Consider the following 17996-nt stretch of genomic DNA (forward strand, 5'->3'; position numbering starts at 1 on the left):
GTGAGTCAAAAGAGAACATCCGGGGCAAAGTACACACCTCAGCCGACGTCCAACACCTTCACCTACGTGCTTGCGGGCGTCGCACTTGTCGTGGTTGTCGCCGTGATCGTGGTGGCCATCCTCTGGCAGCGAGGAGGCGACGAGCCACGCAACGACGGATACGGCTCGGTCCGCAACGCGGAGGTCCAATCGATCGTGTCCGACGACGGTGTGGTCGAACTCGGTGTTCCGGGTGCGCCGCGCACCGTCGACATCTTCGAGGATCCGATGTGCCCGTTCTGCGGCGAGCTCGAAGTGAAGCACGGCCAGGAACTGGCACAGAAGATCGACGAAGGAACCGTCACGGTTCGCTACCACATGGTCGTTCTGCCCCAACTCGATCAGTTGTCCGCGAGCGGCGACTACTCCAGCCGGGCCGTCGCAGCGTCGCGCTGCGTCGCCGAATCGTCCGACGCGATCGTGTACTCCGCGTTCCACGCCGAATTGTTCTCGGCAGAATTTCAACCGGAAGAGAACGGCGAGACCGACCATTCGAACGCCGAACTGGCGGAGATGGCAACTCGTAACGGCGCGGACAGTTCGGTTGCAGACTGCATCACGAGTGGACGCGCAGCAGACGTCTCAGCCGCCGACGCCGAAACCGCCCGGGCTGCATTGTCCGCTGCGGGAGCCGCAGGTACGCCCGGAGTTCTCGTCGACGGGGAACTCGTGGACGCACTGCGCGAGTCATCGTGGGTCGAGTCGATCAGCTGATGTGCCCACTTCCACCGCAAGCGCCCTGAGCTGCTGATTTGTTGCTGTCAGCGACAATGGTGTAACTTCGTTCGAGCAACCGCAAGGTAACGCGGAAGCGAAGTACGGGGCTATGGCGCAGCTGGTAGCGCACCACACTGGCAGTGTGGGGGTCAGGGGTTCGAGTCCCCTTAGCTCCACAAAAAGGGAGAGTCACCTTCACGGTGGCTCTCCCTTTTTCGCGTAGGTACTCCGCTCGATCGCGGCGTTCCTAGTGCGCCGCGTCGAAGGCTTGCTCCACATCCGCCGGAATTCGGCCACGAGTGGAAATCGCGTAACCGTTCGACTTCGCCCATTCCCGAATCGCCTTGGTCTGATTCGCGTCACGCTTGGAGTTCACCGAATCGGATCCGCCGGACTTCTTCGCGCGCTTTCCTCCGACTCGCAACGAATGCTCGATGTAGTAATCGAGCTTCCGGTGAAATTCCTTCGCGTTCTTGTCGCTGAGGTCTATTTCGTAACCGACACCGTTCACGGAGAATGTTATGTGTTCGCCGCCGGATTCGATCGGCTTGTCATCGATATCGTCCACCAGTTGGACGAAGACTTTCTTGGCCATATGAAAAGTTCTCCAATGAAGTTCAGGTGCGTCTGCATCACACTCAACGCGACTATACGACCGGCTGGGCAAATAATCCATGCGTGACGAATTGTCGGCGCCCCTGTTCGGAGCGAACGTGACGTTCGGTCACGGATGATTGCTTTTGTGCGAACTCGTTTTGTGTGTCACTGAAAGAAATATGAAGTGTGCGAAAGTTTTCGAGGAAAAGGCAACGGTTGAGTCACGGCCTGCTCACGATTTGCTTCCGAATTGCGGATCGCCCGTGAGTCTCCCTGATGCTGCTGCTTCACTTGGGGCTCAAGTGTCCACTGATTCCCGTGGGAACGACCGAGGGCTCGTGTGGCCTGGTGGCTGTCGGAGTGAGAGGGGAGCGGTGCGCCGGGCTCAGGCCGCGGTGTGCCCACAACCGTCGATGAACAAAACTGGTGTGCTCGCGTTTCTGTCGGTCGGACTGCTGTCCGCTGCGGTGATCGCTCCCGCGGCGGCGAGTGCCGATCCGGCCTCCGAATCGACCGGGAACGAACTCTCCGGCAAGACGGTCTTCCTGGACCCGGGTCATCAAGGGACGGGCCACTCGGAGGATCTCACGCGTCAGGTCGACGATGGACGCGGCGGAACCAAGGACTGCCAGACGACGGGCATGACGTCGCTCGGTGGAGTGCCGGAGCACACGATCAACTGGAACGTCTCTCAGCTCGTGAAGTCGAGTCTGGAGAGCCTCGGTGCGACGGTGGTGACTTCGCGGGCGGACGACACCGGTTGGGGCGGCTGCGTCGACGAGAGGGCGGAGGCCGCCACGCGATCGGGGGCCGACGTGGCCGTCAGCATTCATGCGGACTCCACGTCCACAGGCCTGGACGAGAACAAGCACGGTTTCCACCTCATCGTTCCCACCTTGCCGATCCCCGATGCAGCGGCCGACGCGGCACAATCGGCGGGTGGGCGGCAGGCAACGTCACTGATGCGCGACGCCTACGAACGTGCCGGTTTCACTCCTGCCAACTACGCCGGTGTGACCGACGGTGTTCAGGAACGCTCCGACGTCGCAGGCCCTGCGCTGACGGGTGTACCGCTGGTGTTCGTCGAGATGGGCAACGGATCCAACCCGTCGGATGCGGACACGTTGGAGACCACCGACGGTCAACTGAAGCACGCGATCGCGCTGTCCACCGGGATCATCGACTATCTGCTCGGGCCGGACACCTCGGTCACTCCCGAAGAGATCGCAGCCGAGACGGATGCCGAGTCGGTGCCGTCGTTGCCGACTGTTCCTTCCGCTGCCGATTCGACCGCGGGAAACTCGCTGTCGCGGTTGCTGTCCGAACTCGCTCCCTACGTCGACGCCGGTGGCGGTGAGGCGGACGTTCGGGCCGTCGCCGATGTCGCGCAAGGTCTGCTCCGTCAGATCCTGACTCGATGACCGAACGCGGCACCGAGTAATCTCGCTGCGTGGCCGAGGCAGACCGAACGATTCCCGTTGTCCTCGTCTCGGGCTTCCTGGGTTCCGGCAAGACGACGCTGCTCAATCACCTTCTTCGCAACAATCGCGGAATTCGCATCGGCGTGGTCGTCAACGACTTCGGGTCGATCAACATCGACTCGATGATGGTTGCCGGACAGGTGGACTCGATGGTGTCGCTGGGCAACGGTTGCCTGTGTTGCGCCGTCGACGTGGAGGAACTCGACGCGATGTTCGACGTCCTCGCGGGCAGCAAATCCGCGCTCGACGTGATCGTCGTCGAAGCCAGCGGTCTCGCCGAGCCCCGAAATCTCATTCGGATGGTTCTTGCAAGCGACAATCCGCGGGTGTCGTACGGCGGTCTCGTCGGGGTGGTCGATGCCGTCGAATTCGCCTCCACCCGAGCCGAACACCCCGAACTCGACCAGCACGTGCAGTTGGCCGACCTGGTGGTGCTCAACAAAGCGGACGTGCCGTCGCCCGACGCACTGTCGAACATCGAATCCCTTGTCCGCGGCATCGTCGCCGACACGCCCGTTCTGACCACCGACCACGGCCGCGTCGACGCCGAACTGCTCTTCGACGTACCCGAGCGCGTGCAGGATCCCACGCAGCCGCGTCAGATGTCGTTCGACGAGATTCTCCTCGACCACGACCACGACCACGACAGCCATGGCGACCAAGACGATCATGCACATCATTTGCATGCGAAGTACTCCACGACGAGCTTCGAGAGCGACGAGCCGTTCGATCCCCGACGGTTCGTCGACATGGTGGAGAACCCGGCTGGCGACGTCTACCGCATCAAGGGGTTCGTTCACTTCGACGTACCCGGCTACAGCGAGCGGTACGAGGTGAACACCGTCGGCCGGCACATCACGATGACGCCGGCGGAGTGGGGCGACGACACCACGAGAATGACCCGGCTCGTTCTGATCGGCACCGACCTCGACGAGGAACTGGCCGAGATTCGGCTACTGGATTGCGTCCGGCGGCCCGGTGACCTCGCCGACGAGTCCGCGATGCTCCCGGTCCACCGGTACGTCCGGTCCGGTTAGAGGCCGACCCATTCCGACGTGCCCGACGCGAAGTGCTGTCGCTTCCAGATGGGCACTTCTGCTTTGATCCGTTCGACGAGCAGTGCACAGGTTGCGAACGCCTCGGCGCGATGGGGCGAAGCGACGGCGGCCACGAGGGCGATGTCGCCGATCGACAGGTCACCGACGCGATGCACGGCTGCGACGGGCAGGCCGGATTCTTCCGCGACCTCCGCGCAGCACGTACGAAGGAATCTTTCCGCCTCGGGGTGGGCCTGGTACTCGAGCGCCGACACGGATTGTCCGCCGTCGTGGTTGCGTACGACGCCGGAGAACAACACGACTGCACCGTGCGTCGGACCGGCGACTGCACTTTCCACCGCCGATGTGTCGATGGGATCGGCGGAGATCGCGGCGAGCAGGTCGGTCATGGGGTGTTCACGTCACTTTCCGAATCGGCGTGGAGTCCGTCTCCAGCAACCTGGGCGAGTAGATGGTCGACGATCGGATCCAGCACCGCCAGGCCGTCTTTCACGCCTCCCGGTGATCCGGGGAGATTGACGACGACAGAGCGGCCCGCCACCCCGGACAGCCCGCGGCTGAGCGTGGCATGCGGCGTGACCTTCGTTCCTTGAAGCCGGATGGCGTCGGATATTCCCGGAAGTTCGCGGTCCAGAACGGCTTTGGTCGCCTCGGGGGTCGCATCGGTCGGGGAGACGCCGGTGCCACCGGTGCTGACGACGAGAGCGGGGCCGTCGGTGAGAGCGTCGCGCAGGCCTGCCGCGATCTCCGCGTCGGCGTAGACGAGTGGGCCGCGCACGGTGAATCCCCTGTCGAGAAGCCACGCCGCGATGCGAGGCCCGGTCGTGTCCTCACGGGTTCCGTTCGCACCACCGGTGGAGGCGACCAGGACGGCGGCTGTTCGGCCCGCCGGAGATTCGTTCTCGGTCAGGGACGGAGGCGCAGCGGATGCGGTGTCGTCACGCGACCATGCCCCTCGTTTGCCGCCTTCTTTGCGCACCAACCGAATACCGTTCATCGTCGCCGACGGGTCGACGGCCTTGACCATGTCGTGCAACGTGAGCCCGGCCACGGCGACGGCCGTCAGCGCCTCCATCTCCACTCCTGTCGGACCTGTGGTCTTCGCGGTGGCTTCCACCGTGATCGTGGTGTCGGTGAAACCGAACACGATGTCGACCTTCGACAGCGCGAGTTGGTGGCAGAGCGGGATGAGTTCCGACGTCTTCTTCGCTCCGGAGATTCCTGCGATCCGTGCGGTCGCGAGCACGTCGGCTTTCGGCATGCCATCGGCGCGCACCAACGCGACTACCTCTGCCGTGGTGGCCAGTTCGCCTGCGGCGACGGCGATTCGAACGGTGTCCTGTTTGGCGGAGACGTCGACCATGCGTGCGCGACCCTCGGAGTCGAGGTGGGAGAAACCGGACGTGGTCACAGCGGGATCACCTGAACTTTCTCACCGGCTTCGAGAGCCGTCGTGTCCTCGGGCACGTCGACGAGGACGTCGGCCCATGCCATTGCAGCGACGAGGTGCGAACCGGGACCGGCGACCAACGAGACTCCGTCGTCGCCGAGGCGTGCCCGGAGCATCTGTCGCTTGCCGCGTATCGAGGTGATCGAGTGCGCCAGTGGGACCGACCGCGGCTCGATCCGGTCCAGACCTGCCGCCTCTCGAACGATGTTGCGCGCAAAAATCAGAAAGGACACGACCGTGCTCACCGGATTACCCGGAAAGTCGAGCACGGGCGTTCCCTCGATGGTCGCGACGCCCTGTGGTCCGCCGGGCTGCATGCGCACGGACCCGAAACGCCCACCCAGAGGACCCACTACATCCTTCACGACCTCGAAATCACCCATCGACACTCCGCCGGACGTGATGACGAGTTCGGCTTCGCGGGCAGCGTCGAACAATATCTTTTCGAACTCGCTCCGGTCGTCGGAGCTTCGGCGGACGGAGACGACGTCGGCGCCGTTTGCCCGCAGGTGCGCCGCCAGCGTGAGCCCGTTGGAGTCGAAGATCTCGCCGGGACGCAGGGTGCTGCCGGCGTCGACCAATTCTTCGCCGGTGGTGATGACCGCGACCGTGGGTCGAGAACGTACGGTGACGCTGTCGAGGCCCACCGCGGCGAGCACCGCGATGTGGCGTGGTTCGAGGACCTGCCCGGCCCGCACCAGGATCGTGCCCGCGGTGATGTCGCTGCCCTGCTCACGGATGTAGTCACCCGGTTGCCTCGACACGGTGACCGTCACGGCATCACCGGAGGGCGTTGATCCTTCGGCGGATCGCTCGGTGTTCTCGACGGGGACGACGGCGTCCGCGCCGAGGGGCACGGGCGCGCCCGTCATGATCTTGACGGCCGACCCCGATTCGATCCGGACGATCTCCGACGGACCCGCAGCAACGACACCGTCGACCCGCAGCGTGACCGGAACCGTCGAGACGTCCGATGCGAGAACGGCGTATCCGTCCATCTGGGAATTGCGGAACAACGGGAGGTCGACGGGGGAGACGACGTCGGCGTGCACGACGCGGCCGAGGGCTTCGGCCACCGACACCGACAGCGGCGTTCTCGTGCGCAGCGGGCGCAACAGTTCCTCGACGACTGCAAGGTGTTCCTCCACCGACGCCCCGCTCGGACGGTGCGCACGCCCGCCGGCCTCCGGTGATCCACCATGCCCAGCACTGCTCATTCCACGATCCTGCTCATTCCACGATCCTAGGCGCGCGCCGTCGCGCGAATGTTCGGTGGATCGTACGAAGAATCGGGCGGACGGCATACTGGAGGATGGACAGTCGGGCACGGAACAGTCGAAGGAGGGTCATGACAGTCGGCAATGCGGTGGGCACCGGTGCGGTCGGGCTCGGAATGCCTTCGATCAACCGAGCGCGCCCGAACACCGTCGAGGATCGGCCGGATGTTCCCGTCCTCGTCGACAGGTTCGGTCGCGTCGCACGTGACCTCAGGGTGTCCATCACCGAGAAGTGCTCGCTGCGGTGCACCTATTGCATGCCGGAAGCCGGTCTCCCCGCGATCGCGGCTCGGGATCTGCTGACGGCGAGCGAGATCGCCCGAGTGGTCGGTGTTGCCACCTCGCGCCTCGGCGTCGAGGAAGTCCGCTTCACCGGCGGAGAGCCGTTGATGCGTGCGGATCTGGCGGAGATCCTTCAGCTCTGCTCGGCGTCCGCGCCGGGCGTGCCGCTGGCGATGACCACCAACGCCGTCGGTCTCGAACACCGCGTCGACGCCTTGGTGGCAGCGGGTCTCGGACGGGTGAACGTCTCGCTCGACACCATCGATCGGAACCACTTCGCGGAATTGACTCGGCGCGACCGGCTTCCGTCGGTGCTTGCAGGTGTTCGCGCGGCCAGGCGCGCCGGTTTGAACCCGGTGAAGATCAACGCCGTCCTGATGCCGGAGACGGTGCACGGCGCAGCGGACCTCCTGCAGTGGTGCCTCGACGAGGGTGTCGCACTGCGTTTCATCGAACAGATGCCGCTGGACGCGGACCAGGAATGGGCGCGCGCGAACATGCTCGACGCGCAGCACTTGCTCGACGTGCTGTCGGCCCGGTTCGAACTGACGGAAATCGGCCGCGCGGACCCGTCGGCTCCCGCGGAGGAATGGGCGGTCGGCGGAACATCGGCGACCGTCGGCATCATCGCGTCCGTCACCAGGTCGTTCTGCTCGGACTGCGACCGCACGCGGTTGACCGCCGAGGGCACCGTTCGGTCGTGCCTGTTCAGCGACGAGGAAACCGACCTTCGCGCCGCACTGCGCGGCGGCGCCACCGATGACGAGATCGCACGGCTGTGGCGCGGCGCGATGTGGAACAAGTGGGCCGGACACGGTATCGACGCCGCAGATTTCGTACCGCCCGCACGAAGCATGGGAGCTATCGGTGGTTGAGGTCAGGTATTTCGCCGGCGCAGCCGACGCTGCCGGGTGCGCACACGAAATGTTCGATCTTCCCGGTGGAAGTACGCTTGCAGCTCTCAAAGCTGCTGTGCAACAGAGACATGGAAGCTCGGTTACCGACGTGCTGCGAGTCTCGGCGTTTCTCGTGGGCGACGACCTGACCCGTGATCCGGCCACGACGCTCGGCGACAGGGTCGATGTCCTGCCGCCGTTCGCCGGCGGTTAGCGTCCTTTAGTTCTCGGTGGTCCACCAGTCGTCGAAGGGTGTGACCGGAACGGCGCGCTTGTGCCTGGTGTTCAGGAACATCCGCTCCAACCTCTCGGCGATCTCGTCGGACACGTCCTTGCCTTCGAGATAATCGTCGATCTGGTCGTAGGTGACGCCGAGTGCTTCCTCGTCGGGGAGCGCGGGTCGGTCGTCTTCCAGATCTGCTGTCGGCACTTTCTTCCACGTGCTCTCCGGTGCGCGCAGTTCACGTAGCAATGCCGCACCCTGGCGCTTGCTGAGACCGGTGAGCGGGGTGATGTCGACACCGCCGTCGCCGAACTTGGTGAAGAATCCGGTGATCGCCTCGGCCGCGTGATCGGTTCCTACGACGACGTAGCCCAACTGGCCGGCGAGAGCATACTGCGCGACCATGCGTTGGCGCGCTTTGATGTTGCCGCGCACGAAGTCACGCACCTCGGACGTGCCCAGCGCCTCGGCGGCGGCAGCGGCCGAAGCATCGGCCGCTGACTTGATGTTGACGGTGACCGTCCGGTCCGGACCGATGAAGGTCAGTGCCGTCGTCGCGTCGTCCTCGTCGGCCTGAACTCCGTACGGCAAACGCACCGCGACGAACTCTGCCTCGGCACCCTCGCTGCGTAGTTCGGCCGCGGCACGCTGGCAAAGCGCGCCCGTGAGGGTGCTGTCCTGCCCACCACTGATGCCGAGCACGAATCCCTTCGCGGGGGTCGAGCGTAGATAGGCCTTCAGAAAATCGACACGGCGAGTGATCTCCGCCGCGGGGTCGATCGACGACTGGACCGCCAGTTCACGCAGGATGCGGGTCCGAAGTTCCGAGCGTAGTAGTGACATTCGGCCATTCTAGGGGCGCCGGGCGAACTTTCGCCGGTCAGCGGGTGGCTCGGCGCACCAGGTCTTCCCAGCCGTCGGCGAGCCGTTCTATCGGCATACCCAGATCGCGGAACTGATGCATGACCAGTGTCGCTTCGAGTGGGGTCAGCAGGTTGTAGGCCAGTAGTTCCAGATCGCCGCCGACGTCTGCACTGCGCAGCAGTGTCAGCACATGGGTGTAGTTCACCATGTGAGCAGGCGCGGAGTACCGCACCAGGGCCGAGTTCTCGGCCGCGCGCATGACCTCGCCCTGAACCTCCACCAGTTGCAGCCGAGCGCGGCCGAAGGCGACGAGCCTGTCGATCGGGTCGGCACCCGGGCCCAGCGGCGGGGGACCGAAGAGGAACGACTGCTGGAGCTCTTTCTCCGTGTGATCGAGCAGAGATTGCATCAGGCCGGATCGACTCCCGAACCGACGGAACACTGTGCCCTTGCCCACACCAGCCTTGGCAGCGAGGCCGTCCATGGTCACAGCGTCGGCTCCGACCGTCGCGACCAGTTCCGATGCCGCGTCCAGCAGGAGTCGCCGGTTACGCGCAGCGTCGCACCGCTCGGTCTCCTCGCCGGCTATGGGCAGCATGAAATCGGTCACAAGGGACAGTCTACCTGCTCGGGAATGGAAGTGGACCGCGGTCCGTTTGAGTGGTAAGAATTGGGTCGAACACCGGCTGCATACTCGAACTCGAAGGAATTACTCATGTCTGATGCACACGTTCTCGTTCTCGTCGGAAGTCTCCGCGCGGATTCGGTCAACAAGCAGATTGCCGATACCGCGGCGTCGCTGACCCCCGAGGGCTCCTCGGCGGTGGTCTACGACGGTCTTGCCGATGTGCCGTTCTACAACGAGGACATCGACGTCGACGGCAAGGTTCCCGGTTCCGCACTCGAACTGCGTGCCGCGGCGGAGAAGGCTACCGCGTTTCTGCTCGTCACGCCCGAATACAACGGCACCATTCCTGCAGTTCTGAAGAACGCCATCGACTGGCTGTCCCGTCCGTACGGCGCCGGTGCGGTGTCGAAGAAGCCGGTCGCCGTCATCAGTGCGTCGCCGAGTGGAAACGGTGCCAAGTGGGCGCACGACGATGCCCGCAAGGCCGTCGGCATCGCGGGCGGCAAGGTGCTCGAGGACGTCGAGCTCACCATCGGCGGAACCATCGACAAGTTCGGAACTGCCCACCCGCGCGAGAATGCCGAGGTCTCCGCCGAGATCGGCGCCGTCGTCGCGGAGTTGGTCAAGGCATCCGACGAGCTCGTCGCAGCCTGATACAGTAACGGAAATCGTTTTCATGTAGAGTCTTCGTATGAAGGTACGAAACTCGCTGAAATCGCTGAAGAACAAGCCGGGCGCTCAGGTCGTGCGTCGTCACGGCAAGGTGTTCGTGATCAACAAGAAGGAACCGCGGTTCAAGGCGCGCCAACGCTGACGGATCGACGGCGCATCAGCGCCTACCGGCGGTCGGACGAGGCCCTCGGAGTCGACAAGGCTTCGAGGGCCTTTCTCGTGTCCGAACCGGACCGTTTCACCCTTCGCGTGCGGCGTGTCGGCTTGCTGTACTCGGTCACTGTGGTTTCACGTCTTCGGTGTGACGCATGACATGAAAGCGTGTCGCACGCGACACGCCGCAATGATTCCTTTTTTCGCTCGACGGCAAGTCCGTGACCAGCGAATACCAACGATGTTGTTCGCAACATCTCGTGTTGTAGGCATATGTCGGACACAAGGTGTAGTGTCTGAGCAGTCGAGAGGACACAACGTCGAAAGCCCCGAAAACGGGCTCGAAGCACGGTGAATCGTCTCGAAACTGCTCTGGCCCGGGTCACCGCTCGGCGTCGGAATCGTCGGCCGAGGTCGGTACGGAAAAGGGGAACATCATGAGCATCACCGTCTACACCAAGCCCGCCTGCGTTCAGTGCAATGCCACCTACCGCGCTCTCGACAAAGAGGGCATCGAGTACAACGTCGTCGACATCTCGCAGGATGCCGAGGCTCGTGATTACGTGATGGCGCTCGGCTACCTCCAGGCTCCCGTCGTCGTCGCCGGCGAAGACCACTGGTCCGGATTCCGCCCCGACCGCATCAAGGCACTCACGGCGAGCGTTGCTTGAACTCAGGGTGCTCCGGACGTAGGAGGAGATGAGCAGGTGTGAATTTCGCTCCCGCTCCACCGTCGACGCATCCGATCGTCTACTTCTCCAGCGCATCCGAGAACACGCATCGGTTCGTTACGAAGCTCGCCCTTCCGGCAAGTCGCATCCCGCTCAAGAACCCCGAGGATTTCTCGGTGGACCAGCCCTACGTGTTGATCGTGCCCACGTACGGCGGGGGAATGACGTTCGAAGGCCGCGACACCAGCTACGTCCCCAAACAGGTCATCAAATTTCTGAATCGCAAGCACAATCGGTCGCTGATCCGCGCGGTCATCGCGGCCGGTAATACCAATTTCGGTGATTCGTTCTGCTTTGCAGGCGATGTCATTTCGCAAAAGTGCGCAGTTCCGTATCTCTACCGATTCGAACTGATGGGCACTCCCGAAGACGTACATCGAGTCCGCGAGGGTCTCGAGGACTTCTGGGAGCGCGAATCCCGCCGCGCCGCGCAGGTCCACTAGCGCAGCGCACACAACAAACGACATGTAGAAGGAACTGGAGCGAAGCCGTGGCACCGACCATCACCGAGGTAGCACCCGTCAACGCCGCTCGATCGGACAGCGATCTGGATTATCACGCGTTGAACGCGATGTTGAATCTGTACGGTCCCAACGGCGAGATCCAGTTCGAGAAGGACCGCGAGGCGGCCAACCAGTACTTTCTGCAGCACGTCAACCAGAACACGGTCTTCTTCCACGATCTGGACGAGAAGCTCGACTACCTCGTCGAGGAGAACTACTACGAGCCCGAGGTGCTGGACCAGTACTCGCGTGAGTTCGTGAAGTTCCTGATCAACCACGCCTACTCGAAGAAGTTCCGTTTCCCGACGTTCCTCGGCGCGTTCAAGTACTACACGTCCTACACGCTCAAGACGTTCGACGGTAAGCGTTACCTCGAACGCTTCGAGGACCGCGTCTGCATGGTCGCTCTGACCCTCGCGGCCGGCGACGAAAGGCTTGCGACGGATCTGGTCGACGAGATCATCGCCGGACGATTCCAGCCGGCCACCCCGACATTCCTCAACTCGGGTAAGAAGCAGCGCGGCGAGCCCGTCTCCTGTTTCCTGCTGCGTATCGAGGACAACATGGAGTCCATCGGTCGTTCCATCAACTCCGCCCTGCAGCTGTCCAAGCGCGGCGGCGGTGTTGCTCTGCTGCTCAGCAACATTCGCGAGGCGGGTGCGCCGATCAAGCGGATCGAGAACCAGAGCTCGGGCGTCATCCCCATCATGAAGCTCCTCGAGGACTCGTTCTCCTACGCCAATCAGCTCGGTGCCCGTCAGGGTGCCGGAGCGGTGTACCTGCATGCTCACCACCCGGACGTCTACAAATTCCTCGACACCAAGCGCGAGAACGCGGACGAGAAGATCCGCATCAAGACGCTGTCGCTCGGAATCGTCATCCCGGACATCACGTTCGAGCTGGCGAAGAAGAACGAAGAGATGTACTTGTTCTCCCCGTACGACGTCGAGCGTATCTACGGCGTTCCGTTCGCGGACATCAACGTCACCGAGAAGTACTACGAGATGGTCGACGACAAGCGAATTCGCAAGACCAAGATCAAGGCGCGCGAATTCTTCCAGACACTTGCCGAGCTCCAGTTCGAATCCGGTTACCCGTACATCATGTTCGAGGACACCGTGAACCGCGCGAATCCGGTGAAGGGCAAGATCACTCACTCCAACCTTTGCTCGGAGATCCTGCAGGTCTCGACGCCGTCGCTGTTCAACGACGATCTGTCCTACAGTCACGTCGGCAAGGACATCTCCTGCAACCTCGGCTCGCTGAACATCGCCAAGACGATGGATTCACCGGACTTCGGCAAGACCATCGCCGTCGCTATCCGTGGATTGACCGCAGTGTCCGATCAGACCCACATCTACTCGGTGCCGTCGATCGAGCAGGGCAACAACGACTCTCACGCTATCGGTCTCGGCCAGATGAACCTGCACGGATACCTCGCGCGTGAGCGCATCCACTACGGTTCCACCGAAGGCGTCGACTTCACGAACATCTACTTCTACACCGTGCTGTTCCACGCTATCCAGGCGTCGAACCAGCTCGCGAAGGACCGCGGAACGTACTTCAAGGGGTTCCCGGAATCCAAGTACGCCTCCGGTGAGTTCTTCGACAAGTACACCGAGCGGGTGTGGGAGCCCAGCACCGCTCGGGTGGCGTCTCTGTTCGCGGACGCCGACGTGCACATCCCCACGCAGGCCGACTGGTCCGCGCTGAAGGCGTCGGTGCAGCAGTACGGCATCTACAACCAGAACCTGCAGGCCGTTCCGCCGACCGGATCGATCTCCTACATCAACAACTCGACGTCCTCGATCCACCCCGTCGCGTCCAAGATCGAGATCCGCAAAGAAGGCAAGATCGGTCGCGTCTACTACCCGGCGCCGTACCTCGACAACGACAACCTGGACTACTACCAGGATGCCTACGAAATCGGGTACGAGAAGATCATCGACACCTACGCCGCGGCAACGCAGCACGTCGATCAGGGCTTGTCGTTGACGTTGTTCTTCAAGGACACCGCCACCACGCGTGACATCAACAAGGCTCAGATCTACGCATGGCGCAAGGGCATCAAGACGCTCTACTACATCCGACTGCGTCAGATGGCACTCGAAGGCACCGAGGTCGAGGGCTGCGTTTCGTGCATGCTGTAAGCCGAGGCCGTTGATCTTCACCCGATTCAACCCACAGAGGACACGTCATGACTGCAGCACCGCACTCGCCCGCGGACGGGGCAAAGATCAAGCTCATCGACCGCGTCTCGGCAATCAACTGGAACCGCGTCCAGGACGACAAGGACGCCGAGGTCTGGGAGAGGCTCACCAGTAATTTCTGGCTTCCCGAGAAGGTGCCGGTCTCCAACGACATCCCGTCGTGGGGGACTCTCAATGCCGTCGAGAAGCAGTTGACGATGCGGGTGTTCACCGGGCTGACGCTCCTCGACACAATTCAGGGCACGGTCGGAGCGGTCAGTCTGATCCCCGACGCGATCACCCCGCACGAGGAAGCCGTCTACACGAACATCGCGTTCATGGAGTCGGTCCATGCCAAGAGCTACAGCTCGATCTTCTCGACGCTGAGCTCGACGCGTGACATCGACGATGCCTTCCGCTGGTCGGAGGAGAACCCGAACCTGCAACGCAAAGCCGAAATCGTCCTCGACTACTACAAAGGTGACGACCCGCTCAAGCGCAAGGTCGCGTCGACGCTTCTCGAGTCGTTCCTCTTCTACTCGGGCTTCTACCTGCCGATGTACTGGTCCTCACGGGCCAAGCTGACCAACACGGCCGACCTCATTCGCTTGATCATCCGCGACGAGGCCGTGCACGGTTACTACATCGGCTACAAGTACCAGAAGGGCCTGGAGAAGGTCACCGAAGCCGAGCGCGAGGACCTGAAGAACTACACGTTCGAGTTGCTGTTCGAGCTGTACGACAACGAGGTCGAGTACACGCAGGACCTCTACGACGAAATCGGTCTGACCGAGGACGTCAAGAAGTTCCTGCGCTACAACGCCAACAAAGCTCTCAACAACCTCGGATACGAAGGCTTGTTCCCCAAGGACGAGACCGACGTCAACCCGGCGATCCTGTCCGCACTCTCGCCCAACGCGGACGAGAACCACGACTTCTTCTCCGGCTCCGGGTCGTCGTACGTCATCGGCAAGGCAGTCAACACCGAAGACGAGGACTGGGACTTCTGATCTTGTTCGGCGGGGCAGGCCCCTCGGCTACGAGCCGGGGGGCCTGCCTTGCTTCCGCATCGTTTCCGCGTCCTTCGGCATCCGCCCTTGCTCGGTCAGAGCGCGACGCAACAGAAACTCGATCTGCGCATTCGTGCTCCGGAGCTCGTCGGAAGCCCAGCGGGCAAGCGCGTCGTGCACCGCTGGGTCGAGTCTGAGCAGAAGCTTCTTACGTTCGACGGGCATCGGATTACTGGTAGAGCGATCCGGTGTTCACCACGGGCTGCGTGTCGCGGTCACTGCACAGCACGATGAGCAAGTTGGACACCATCGTGGCCTTGCGTTCCTCGTCCAACTCGACGACGTGCTTGTCCTCGAGCTTTGCAAGGGCCATCTCGACCATTCCCACCGCGCCCTCGACAATCTGCTGACGTGCTGCGATGACAGCACCTGCTTGTTGACGGCGCAGCATCGCCTGGGCGATCTCCGGTGCGTAGGCGAGCCGGTTGATCCGCGTCTCGATCACCTCGACGCCCGCCGATCTGACCCGTGCGTGCACTTCCTCGCTCATCGCGCCCGTGATCTCGTCCGCGTTCTCGCGCAACGACATTCGACCCTCGGCATCGTACGGGTAGCTACCGGCGATGTGCCGAACCGCCGACTCGGTCTGCACCGCGACGAACTCCTCGTAGTCGTCGACCTGGAACGACGCGAGTGCGGTGTCCGCCACCTGCCACACCACGATCGCCGAGATCTCGATGGGGTTGCCGTCGGCGTCGTTGACCTTCGACTGTCCCGTCTCGTGATTGCGAATTCGCGTCGAAATCGCCTTGCGGTACGTCAACGGATTCGTCCAACGCAGGCCGGGCGTGCGGAGCGTTCCGCTGTACGAACTTCCCAGGAGTTGAAGCACGCGAGCCTGATTCGGCTGCACCAACGTCAAGCCCGCAAGAACGGGAAGCGACACGACGAACAACACGGCGCCGACGACAGCCAGTGGGACAACGGTGAACACGAGACCGAGTACGAACGCCGCGATACCTCCCAGGAACAGAACGAGCCCGACCCCGAGCATCGACCACCCCGGCAGATCCCATCCCGGCCGTTCGGCAATCGTCGTCGTCGGAGCACCCGTCGGTTTCTCGGCAACAGTCGATGGTCCAGTCACAATGGCCTCCCTCTCAGTAGTGATACTAAAGTGATATCACATTCTGGGCCCGCCGTCGCACCGAACGTGGCGTTTGGTCAGTAGAAGTGAGCGAAAGTGATGTTCGGTCAGTCAGACTGACCGAACATCACTTTCGCTCGGGAATGGGGGCGACTCAGGGCCGGGTGGAGGAGGGCGGATCAGCGCGTGGTGGGGGGAGAGGGGCGACTCAGCGCCGGAACCAGGCTTCGGCTGTGTTGCCGAGAGCGTGGTGGATGCGCAGACGCGAGGTGTCGGCGAGATTATCGGGAAGTTCGTCAGGGTCGAACCATGCGACGGCGAGGTTCTCGTCGTCGGCGACGTGTGCGTGTCCGCCGGTGTGGTGGGCGAGGAAGGTGATGTCCAGGTATTGGGCCACGTCGCCGTTGGGGTAGGTGATCTGTTCGGTGACGTCGACGCCGGTGAGGCGGATCAGTTCGGCGTCGATGCCGGCTTCCTCGCGGATTTCGCGTAGAGCGGCCGGACCGGGTTCTTCGCCGGGTTCGAGGATGCCGGAGACAACGGCCCATTTTCCGTTGTCCCGCCGCTGGGTCAGGAGAATCTTGCCGTCGGAGACCACGACGGCGCTGACGCCGGACAGCCAGAGCGGTGACGTGCCGACCTTGTCGCGGAGGGCGAGGACGAATTCGGGGATCGGCATGTCAGGACACGTACGCGTTCAGGGAGTTGGTGACGTCCTCAAGGATCGTGCGAGCGGCGATCAGTCCGCTGCCCGACCATACGGTGTCGTTGACCACGAAGATGCGTCCGTCCTTGACCGAGCCCAGGCCCTCCCACGCCTCGCCGGTCATGACCGAGGTGCCGTAGTCCTCCCCGGCGTCGCCGTCGAAGCGGACGTAGACGATGTCGCCTTCGGCGGCTGCGACGTCCTCGGCCGATCCAGTGGCGGCGGTGTCGACCTGCGTCGGAGGTCGTTGCACGCCGATCTCCGCGAGAACGGAGCTGGCGAACGTCGAGGGAGCGTCGGTGGAGAAGGAGTCCGGAAGGAATCGCACGACCGACGCCTGCGTCTGTTGGGCGTTGACGTCCCGGCCGACCTGCTCGGCGTCCGCGGTGAAGCGGGCTAGTTCCTCGAAGGCGGTCCCACCCCGACCCAGTGCAGCCGCCGATTGCAGGAATGCGCCTTTCCATCCCTCGTCGGTGCTGGTGAAGACCGTCGGGGCGATGTCGCCGAGTGTGTCGTACATGTCCGGTCCCAGTGAATCCGCTCCGATTATCAGGTCGGGGGACAGGCCTGCAATGGCGTCGATGTCCGGCGTACCGACGGCCCCGGCCGACGGGATCTGTGCAATTCCGGTCCCCAGGTACAGCTCCTGATCGCCGTCGCCGCGGAAGTCGGGATCGAGCGGAGCTGCGCCGACGACGCGCTCCCACACACCCAGTGCACAGGTGGCGTCCAGCGACGCGGCGTCCAGTACGACGACGCGCATCGGGTCCGCCGGCACGTCCGTGATGCCCTCGCTGTGGCCGACCGGGCGGGTGTCACCGTCGATGCCGGTCGGATCCAGCGGTGCAGGAGCCGGGCACAGCCCGACGGTGTCTCGGTCATTGCCGACGACGCCCGCTCCGGCGATGTTGGTGGTGCTCCGAACGATGGTCGACGCGTTGTCCTCGGAGGATGCGGTGTCCGAGCATCCGGATGCGAGTGTCAGTGCTGTCACCACGATCGCAAGGGCAGCGGTGCGCGCAGGAGACGTCTTGATCAACTCGGGTGTTCCTTACGGGAGTCGGGATGCCGTCATACCCTATCGAAGAAGATCGACCGCTCCTCGAATCGCCGGTCTCGCTGGTCGTTCGACGCCGCCCAGCTGGTGCGGGAGCCGAATACGACACACGGTAGGACCGGTTGGTCAGGCTCGGAGTGCACGGTCTAGGATTCGAATAGCGCAAGACACCAGGACGTCCCGCTTGTCGATCGGGATGGGACGCATCTTCAGGAGGATCAGTGACTGCCCTAGCGCCTAGGCCTACTCCCGCTGTGACGGCGGCTCGGCCTTTTCCGCCGCGGATGGGACCTAAGGGTTCGTTCGTTCACAAGGC

Annotated in this window: 21 protein-coding genes and 1 tRNA gene; 12 read left to right on the top strand and 10 right to left on the bottom strand. The window is 63.3% G+C overall.

What is annotated here, in order from left to right; translation table 11 throughout:
* Nucleotides 1-753 carry a DsbA family protein gene (locus ACFULT_RS24325; protein WP_378482764.1) on the top strand — a complete coding sequence of 251 codons (753 nt, stop codon included), beginning with the start codon at nucleotides 1-3 and terminating at the stop codon, nucleotides 751-753.
* Between the two features lie 106 nt (nucleotides 754-859).
* Nucleotides 860-932 (top strand) — tRNA-Ala (locus ACFULT_RS24330).
* 71 nt (nucleotides 933-1003) lie between these two features.
* On the opposite strand, the gene ACFULT_RS24335 is transcribed toward ACFULT_RS24330, so the two are convergent.
* On the bottom strand, nucleotides 1004-1351 hold the full coding sequence (locus ACFULT_RS24335) for an Lsr2 family protein (protein ID WP_037110414.1): 348 nt from the start codon (nucleotides 1349-1351) through the stop codon (nucleotides 1004-1006).
* 415 nt (nucleotides 1352-1766) lie between these two features.
* Here ACFULT_RS24335 and ACFULT_RS24340 point away from each other — a divergent pair, with 415 nt between their 5' ends.
* Together ACFULT_RS24340 and ACFULT_RS24345 are read left to right on the top strand one after the other, a co-directional pair.
* Nucleotides 1767-2774: an N-acetylmuramoyl-L-alanine amidase gene (locus tag ACFULT_RS24340; protein WP_378482765.1), complete on the top strand. Its 1008-nt coding sequence runs from the start codon at nucleotides 1767-1769 to the stop codon at nucleotides 2772-2774.
* 29 nt (nucleotides 2775-2803) lie between these two features.
* Nucleotides 2804-3871 carry a CobW family GTP-binding protein gene (locus tag ACFULT_RS24345; RefSeq protein ID WP_378482766.1) on the top strand — a complete coding sequence of 356 codons (1068 nt, stop codon included), beginning with the start codon at nucleotides 2804-2806 and terminating at the stop codon, nucleotides 3869-3871.
* Here ACFULT_RS24345 and ACFULT_RS24350 read toward each other — a convergent pair.
* Genes ACFULT_RS24350 through glp form a run of 3 tightly spaced genes read right to left on the bottom strand, consistent with a single transcriptional unit; the run spans nucleotide 3868 to nucleotide 6646 of the window.
* The gene (locus tag ACFULT_RS24350; RefSeq protein WP_019668000.1) at nucleotides 3868-4281 is read right to left on the bottom strand and encodes a molybdenum cofactor biosynthesis protein MoaE; all 414 of its coding nucleotides are present in this window, start codon (nucleotides 4279-4281) and stop codon (nucleotides 3868-3870) included. The genes ACFULT_RS24345 and ACFULT_RS24350 overlap by 4 nt on opposite strands.
* Nucleotides 4278-5255, bottom strand: coding sequence for a bifunctional molybdenum cofactor biosynthesis protein MoaC/MoaB (gene moaCB / locus ACFULT_RS24355; protein ID WP_378482776.1), 978 nt, complete (start codon nucleotides 5253-5255; stop codon nucleotides 4278-4280). The genes ACFULT_RS24350 and moaCB overlap by 4 nt, the downstream gene beginning before the upstream one ends.
* 44 nt (nucleotides 5256-5299) lie before the next feature.
* Entirely contained in the window at nucleotides 5300-6646 is a 1347-nt protein-coding gene (gene glp, locus ACFULT_RS24360; protein ID WP_378482767.1) for a gephyrin-like molybdotransferase Glp, read from the bottom strand.
* Nucleotides 6647-6690: 44 nt separating this feature from the next.
* Between glp and moaA the strand changes: the two genes are divergently transcribed.
* Complete coding sequence (gene moaA / locus ACFULT_RS24365; RefSeq protein WP_037110406.1) at nucleotides 6691-7776, top strand: GTP 3',8-cyclase MoaA; 1086 nt, start codon at nucleotides 6691-6693, stop codon at nucleotides 7774-7776.
* Nucleotides 7769-8011, top strand: coding sequence for a MoaD/ThiS family protein (locus ACFULT_RS24370; protein ID WP_037110404.1), 243 nt, complete (start codon nucleotides 7769-7771; stop codon nucleotides 8009-8011). The genes moaA and ACFULT_RS24370 overlap by 8 nt, the downstream gene beginning before the upstream one ends.
* Before the next feature lie 6 nt (nucleotides 8012-8017).
* Here ACFULT_RS24370 and nadE read toward each other — a convergent pair whose 3' ends face one another.
* Together nadE and ACFULT_RS24380 are read right to left on the bottom strand one after the other, a co-directional pair.
* Entirely contained in the window at nucleotides 8018-8863 is an 846-nt protein-coding gene (gene nadE / locus ACFULT_RS24375; protein WP_037110403.1) for an ammonia-dependent NAD(+) synthetase, read from the bottom strand.
* A 37-nt stretch (nucleotides 8864-8900) separates the two neighbouring features.
* Entirely contained in the window at nucleotides 8901-9494 is a 594-nt protein-coding gene (locus ACFULT_RS24380) for a TetR/AcrR family transcriptional regulator (RefSeq protein ID WP_037110401.1), read from the bottom strand.
* 105 nt (nucleotides 9495-9599) lie between these two features.
* Here ACFULT_RS24380 and ACFULT_RS24385 point away from each other — a divergent pair, with 105 nt between their 5' ends.
* From ACFULT_RS24385 to nrdF, 6 genes are all read left to right on the top strand, one after another.
* Nucleotides 9600-10166, top strand: coding sequence for an NAD(P)H-dependent oxidoreductase (locus ACFULT_RS24385; RefSeq protein ID WP_037110399.1), 567 nt, complete (start codon nucleotides 9600-9602; stop codon nucleotides 10164-10166).
* A gap of 37 nt (nucleotides 10167-10203) precedes the next feature.
* A complete protein-coding gene (gene ykgO / locus ACFULT_RS24390; protein WP_019668008.1) occupies nucleotides 10204-10326 on the top strand; it encodes a type B 50S ribosomal protein L36 in 123 nt (40 codons plus the stop codon).
* A gap of 448 nt (nucleotides 10327-10774) precedes the next feature.
* A complete protein-coding gene (gene nrdH / locus ACFULT_RS24395; protein WP_019668009.1) occupies nucleotides 10775-11008 on the top strand; it encodes a glutaredoxin-like protein NrdH in 234 nt (77 codons plus the stop codon).
* Nucleotides 11009-11046: 38 nt separating this feature from the next.
* Complete coding sequence (gene nrdI / locus ACFULT_RS24400; RefSeq protein ID WP_020112063.1) at nucleotides 11047-11511, top strand: class Ib ribonucleoside-diphosphate reductase assembly flavoprotein NrdI; 465 nt, start codon at nucleotides 11047-11049, stop codon at nucleotides 11509-11511.
* Nucleotides 11512-11558: 47 nt separating this feature from the next.
* Nucleotides 11559-13721 carry a class 1b ribonucleoside-diphosphate reductase subunit alpha gene (nrdE, locus tag ACFULT_RS24405; protein WP_037110396.1) on the top strand — a complete coding sequence of 721 codons (2163 nt, stop codon included), beginning with the start codon at nucleotides 11559-11561 and terminating at the stop codon, nucleotides 13719-13721.
* A 47-nt stretch (nucleotides 13722-13768) separates the two neighbouring features.
* On the top strand, nucleotides 13769-14770 hold the full coding sequence (gene nrdF / locus ACFULT_RS24410; protein WP_037110394.1) for a class 1b ribonucleoside-diphosphate reductase subunit beta: 1002 nt from the start codon (nucleotides 13769-13771) through the stop codon (nucleotides 14768-14770).
* Between the two features lie 27 nt (nucleotides 14771-14797).
* Here the strand turns inward: nrdF and ACFULT_RS24415 are convergent, their stop codons facing one another.
* From ACFULT_RS24415 to ACFULT_RS24430, 4 genes are all read right to left on the bottom strand, one after another.
* Nucleotides 14798-14995, bottom strand: a complete 198-nt coding sequence (locus tag ACFULT_RS24415) for a hypothetical protein (protein ID WP_020112062.1) — start codon at nucleotides 14993-14995, stop codon at nucleotides 14798-14800.
* 4 nt (nucleotides 14996-14999) lie between these two features.
* Nucleotides 15000-15917, bottom strand: a complete 918-nt coding sequence (locus tag ACFULT_RS24420; protein WP_378482768.1) for an SPFH domain-containing protein — start codon at nucleotides 15915-15917, stop codon at nucleotides 15000-15002.
* 208 nt (nucleotides 15918-16125) lie between these two features.
* Complete coding sequence (locus ACFULT_RS24425; protein WP_037110392.1) at nucleotides 16126-16596, bottom strand: NUDIX domain-containing protein; 471 nt, start codon at nucleotides 16594-16596, stop codon at nucleotides 16126-16128.
* 1 nt (nucleotide 16597) lies between these two features.
* Nucleotides 16598-17662 (bottom strand): ABC transporter substrate-binding protein, encoded by a 1065-nt coding sequence (locus tag ACFULT_RS24430; RefSeq protein ID WP_378482769.1) that lies wholly within the window; start codon nucleotides 17660-17662, stop codon nucleotides 16598-16600.
* Nucleotides 17663-17996 lie beyond the last annotated feature (334 nt).

Source organism: Rhodococcus sp. NPDC057297, assembly GCF_042667435.1.
Classification (GTDB): Bacteria; Actinomycetota; Actinomycetes; order Mycobacteriales; family Mycobacteriaceae; genus Rhodococcoides.

What these genes read in the sequence shown, in the direction of transcription:
- ACFULT_RS24335 (WP_037110414.1), bottom strand. Translation starts at nt 1,351, where the DNA reads ATGGCCAAGAAAGTCTTCGTCCAACTGGTGGACGATATCGATGACAAG.
- ACFULT_RS24340 (WP_378482765.1), top strand. Translation starts at nt 1,767, where the DNA reads ATGAACAAAACTGGTGTGCTCGCGTTTCTGTCGGTCGGACTGCTGTCC.
- ACFULT_RS24350 (WP_019668000.1), bottom strand. Translation starts at nt 4,281, where the DNA reads ATGACCGACCTGCTCGCCGCGATCTCCGCCGATCCCATCGACACATCG.
- moaCB (WP_378482776.1), bottom strand. Translation starts at nt 5,255, where the DNA reads ATGGTCGACGTCTCCGCCAAACAGGACACCGTTCGAATCGCCGTCGCC.
- glp (WP_378482767.1), bottom strand. Translation starts at nt 6,646, where the DNA reads ATGCCGTCCGCCCGATTCTTCGTACGATCCACCGAACATTCGCGCGAC.
- moaA (WP_037110406.1), top strand. Translation starts at nt 6,691, where the DNA reads ATGACAGTCGGCAATGCGGTGGGCACCGGTGCGGTCGGGCTCGGAATG.
- nadE (WP_037110403.1), bottom strand. Translation starts at nt 8,863, where the DNA reads ATGTCACTACTACGCTCGGAACTTCGGACCCGCATCCTGCGTGAACTG.
- ACFULT_RS24385 (WP_037110399.1), top strand. Translation starts at nt 9,600, where the DNA reads ATGTCTGATGCACACGTTCTCGTTCTCGTCGGAAGTCTCCGCGCGGAT.
- ykgO (WP_019668008.1), top strand. Translation starts at nt 10,204, where the DNA reads ATGAAGGTACGAAACTCGCTGAAATCGCTGAAGAACAAGCCGGGCGCT.
- nrdH (WP_019668009.1), top strand. Translation starts at nt 10,775, where the DNA reads ATGAGCATCACCGTCTACACCAAGCCCGCCTGCGTTCAGTGCAATGCC.
- nrdF (WP_037110394.1), top strand. Translation starts at nt 13,769, where the DNA reads ATGACTGCAGCACCGCACTCGCCCGCGGACGGGGCAAAGATCAAGCTC.
- ACFULT_RS24415 (WP_020112062.1), bottom strand. Translation starts at nt 14,995, where the DNA reads ATGCCCGTCGAACGTAAGAAGCTTCTGCTCAGACTCGACCCAGCGGTG.
- ACFULT_RS24425 (WP_037110392.1), bottom strand. Translation starts at nt 16,596, where the DNA reads ATGCCGATCCCCGAATTCGTCCTCGCCCTCCGCGACAAGGTCGGCACG.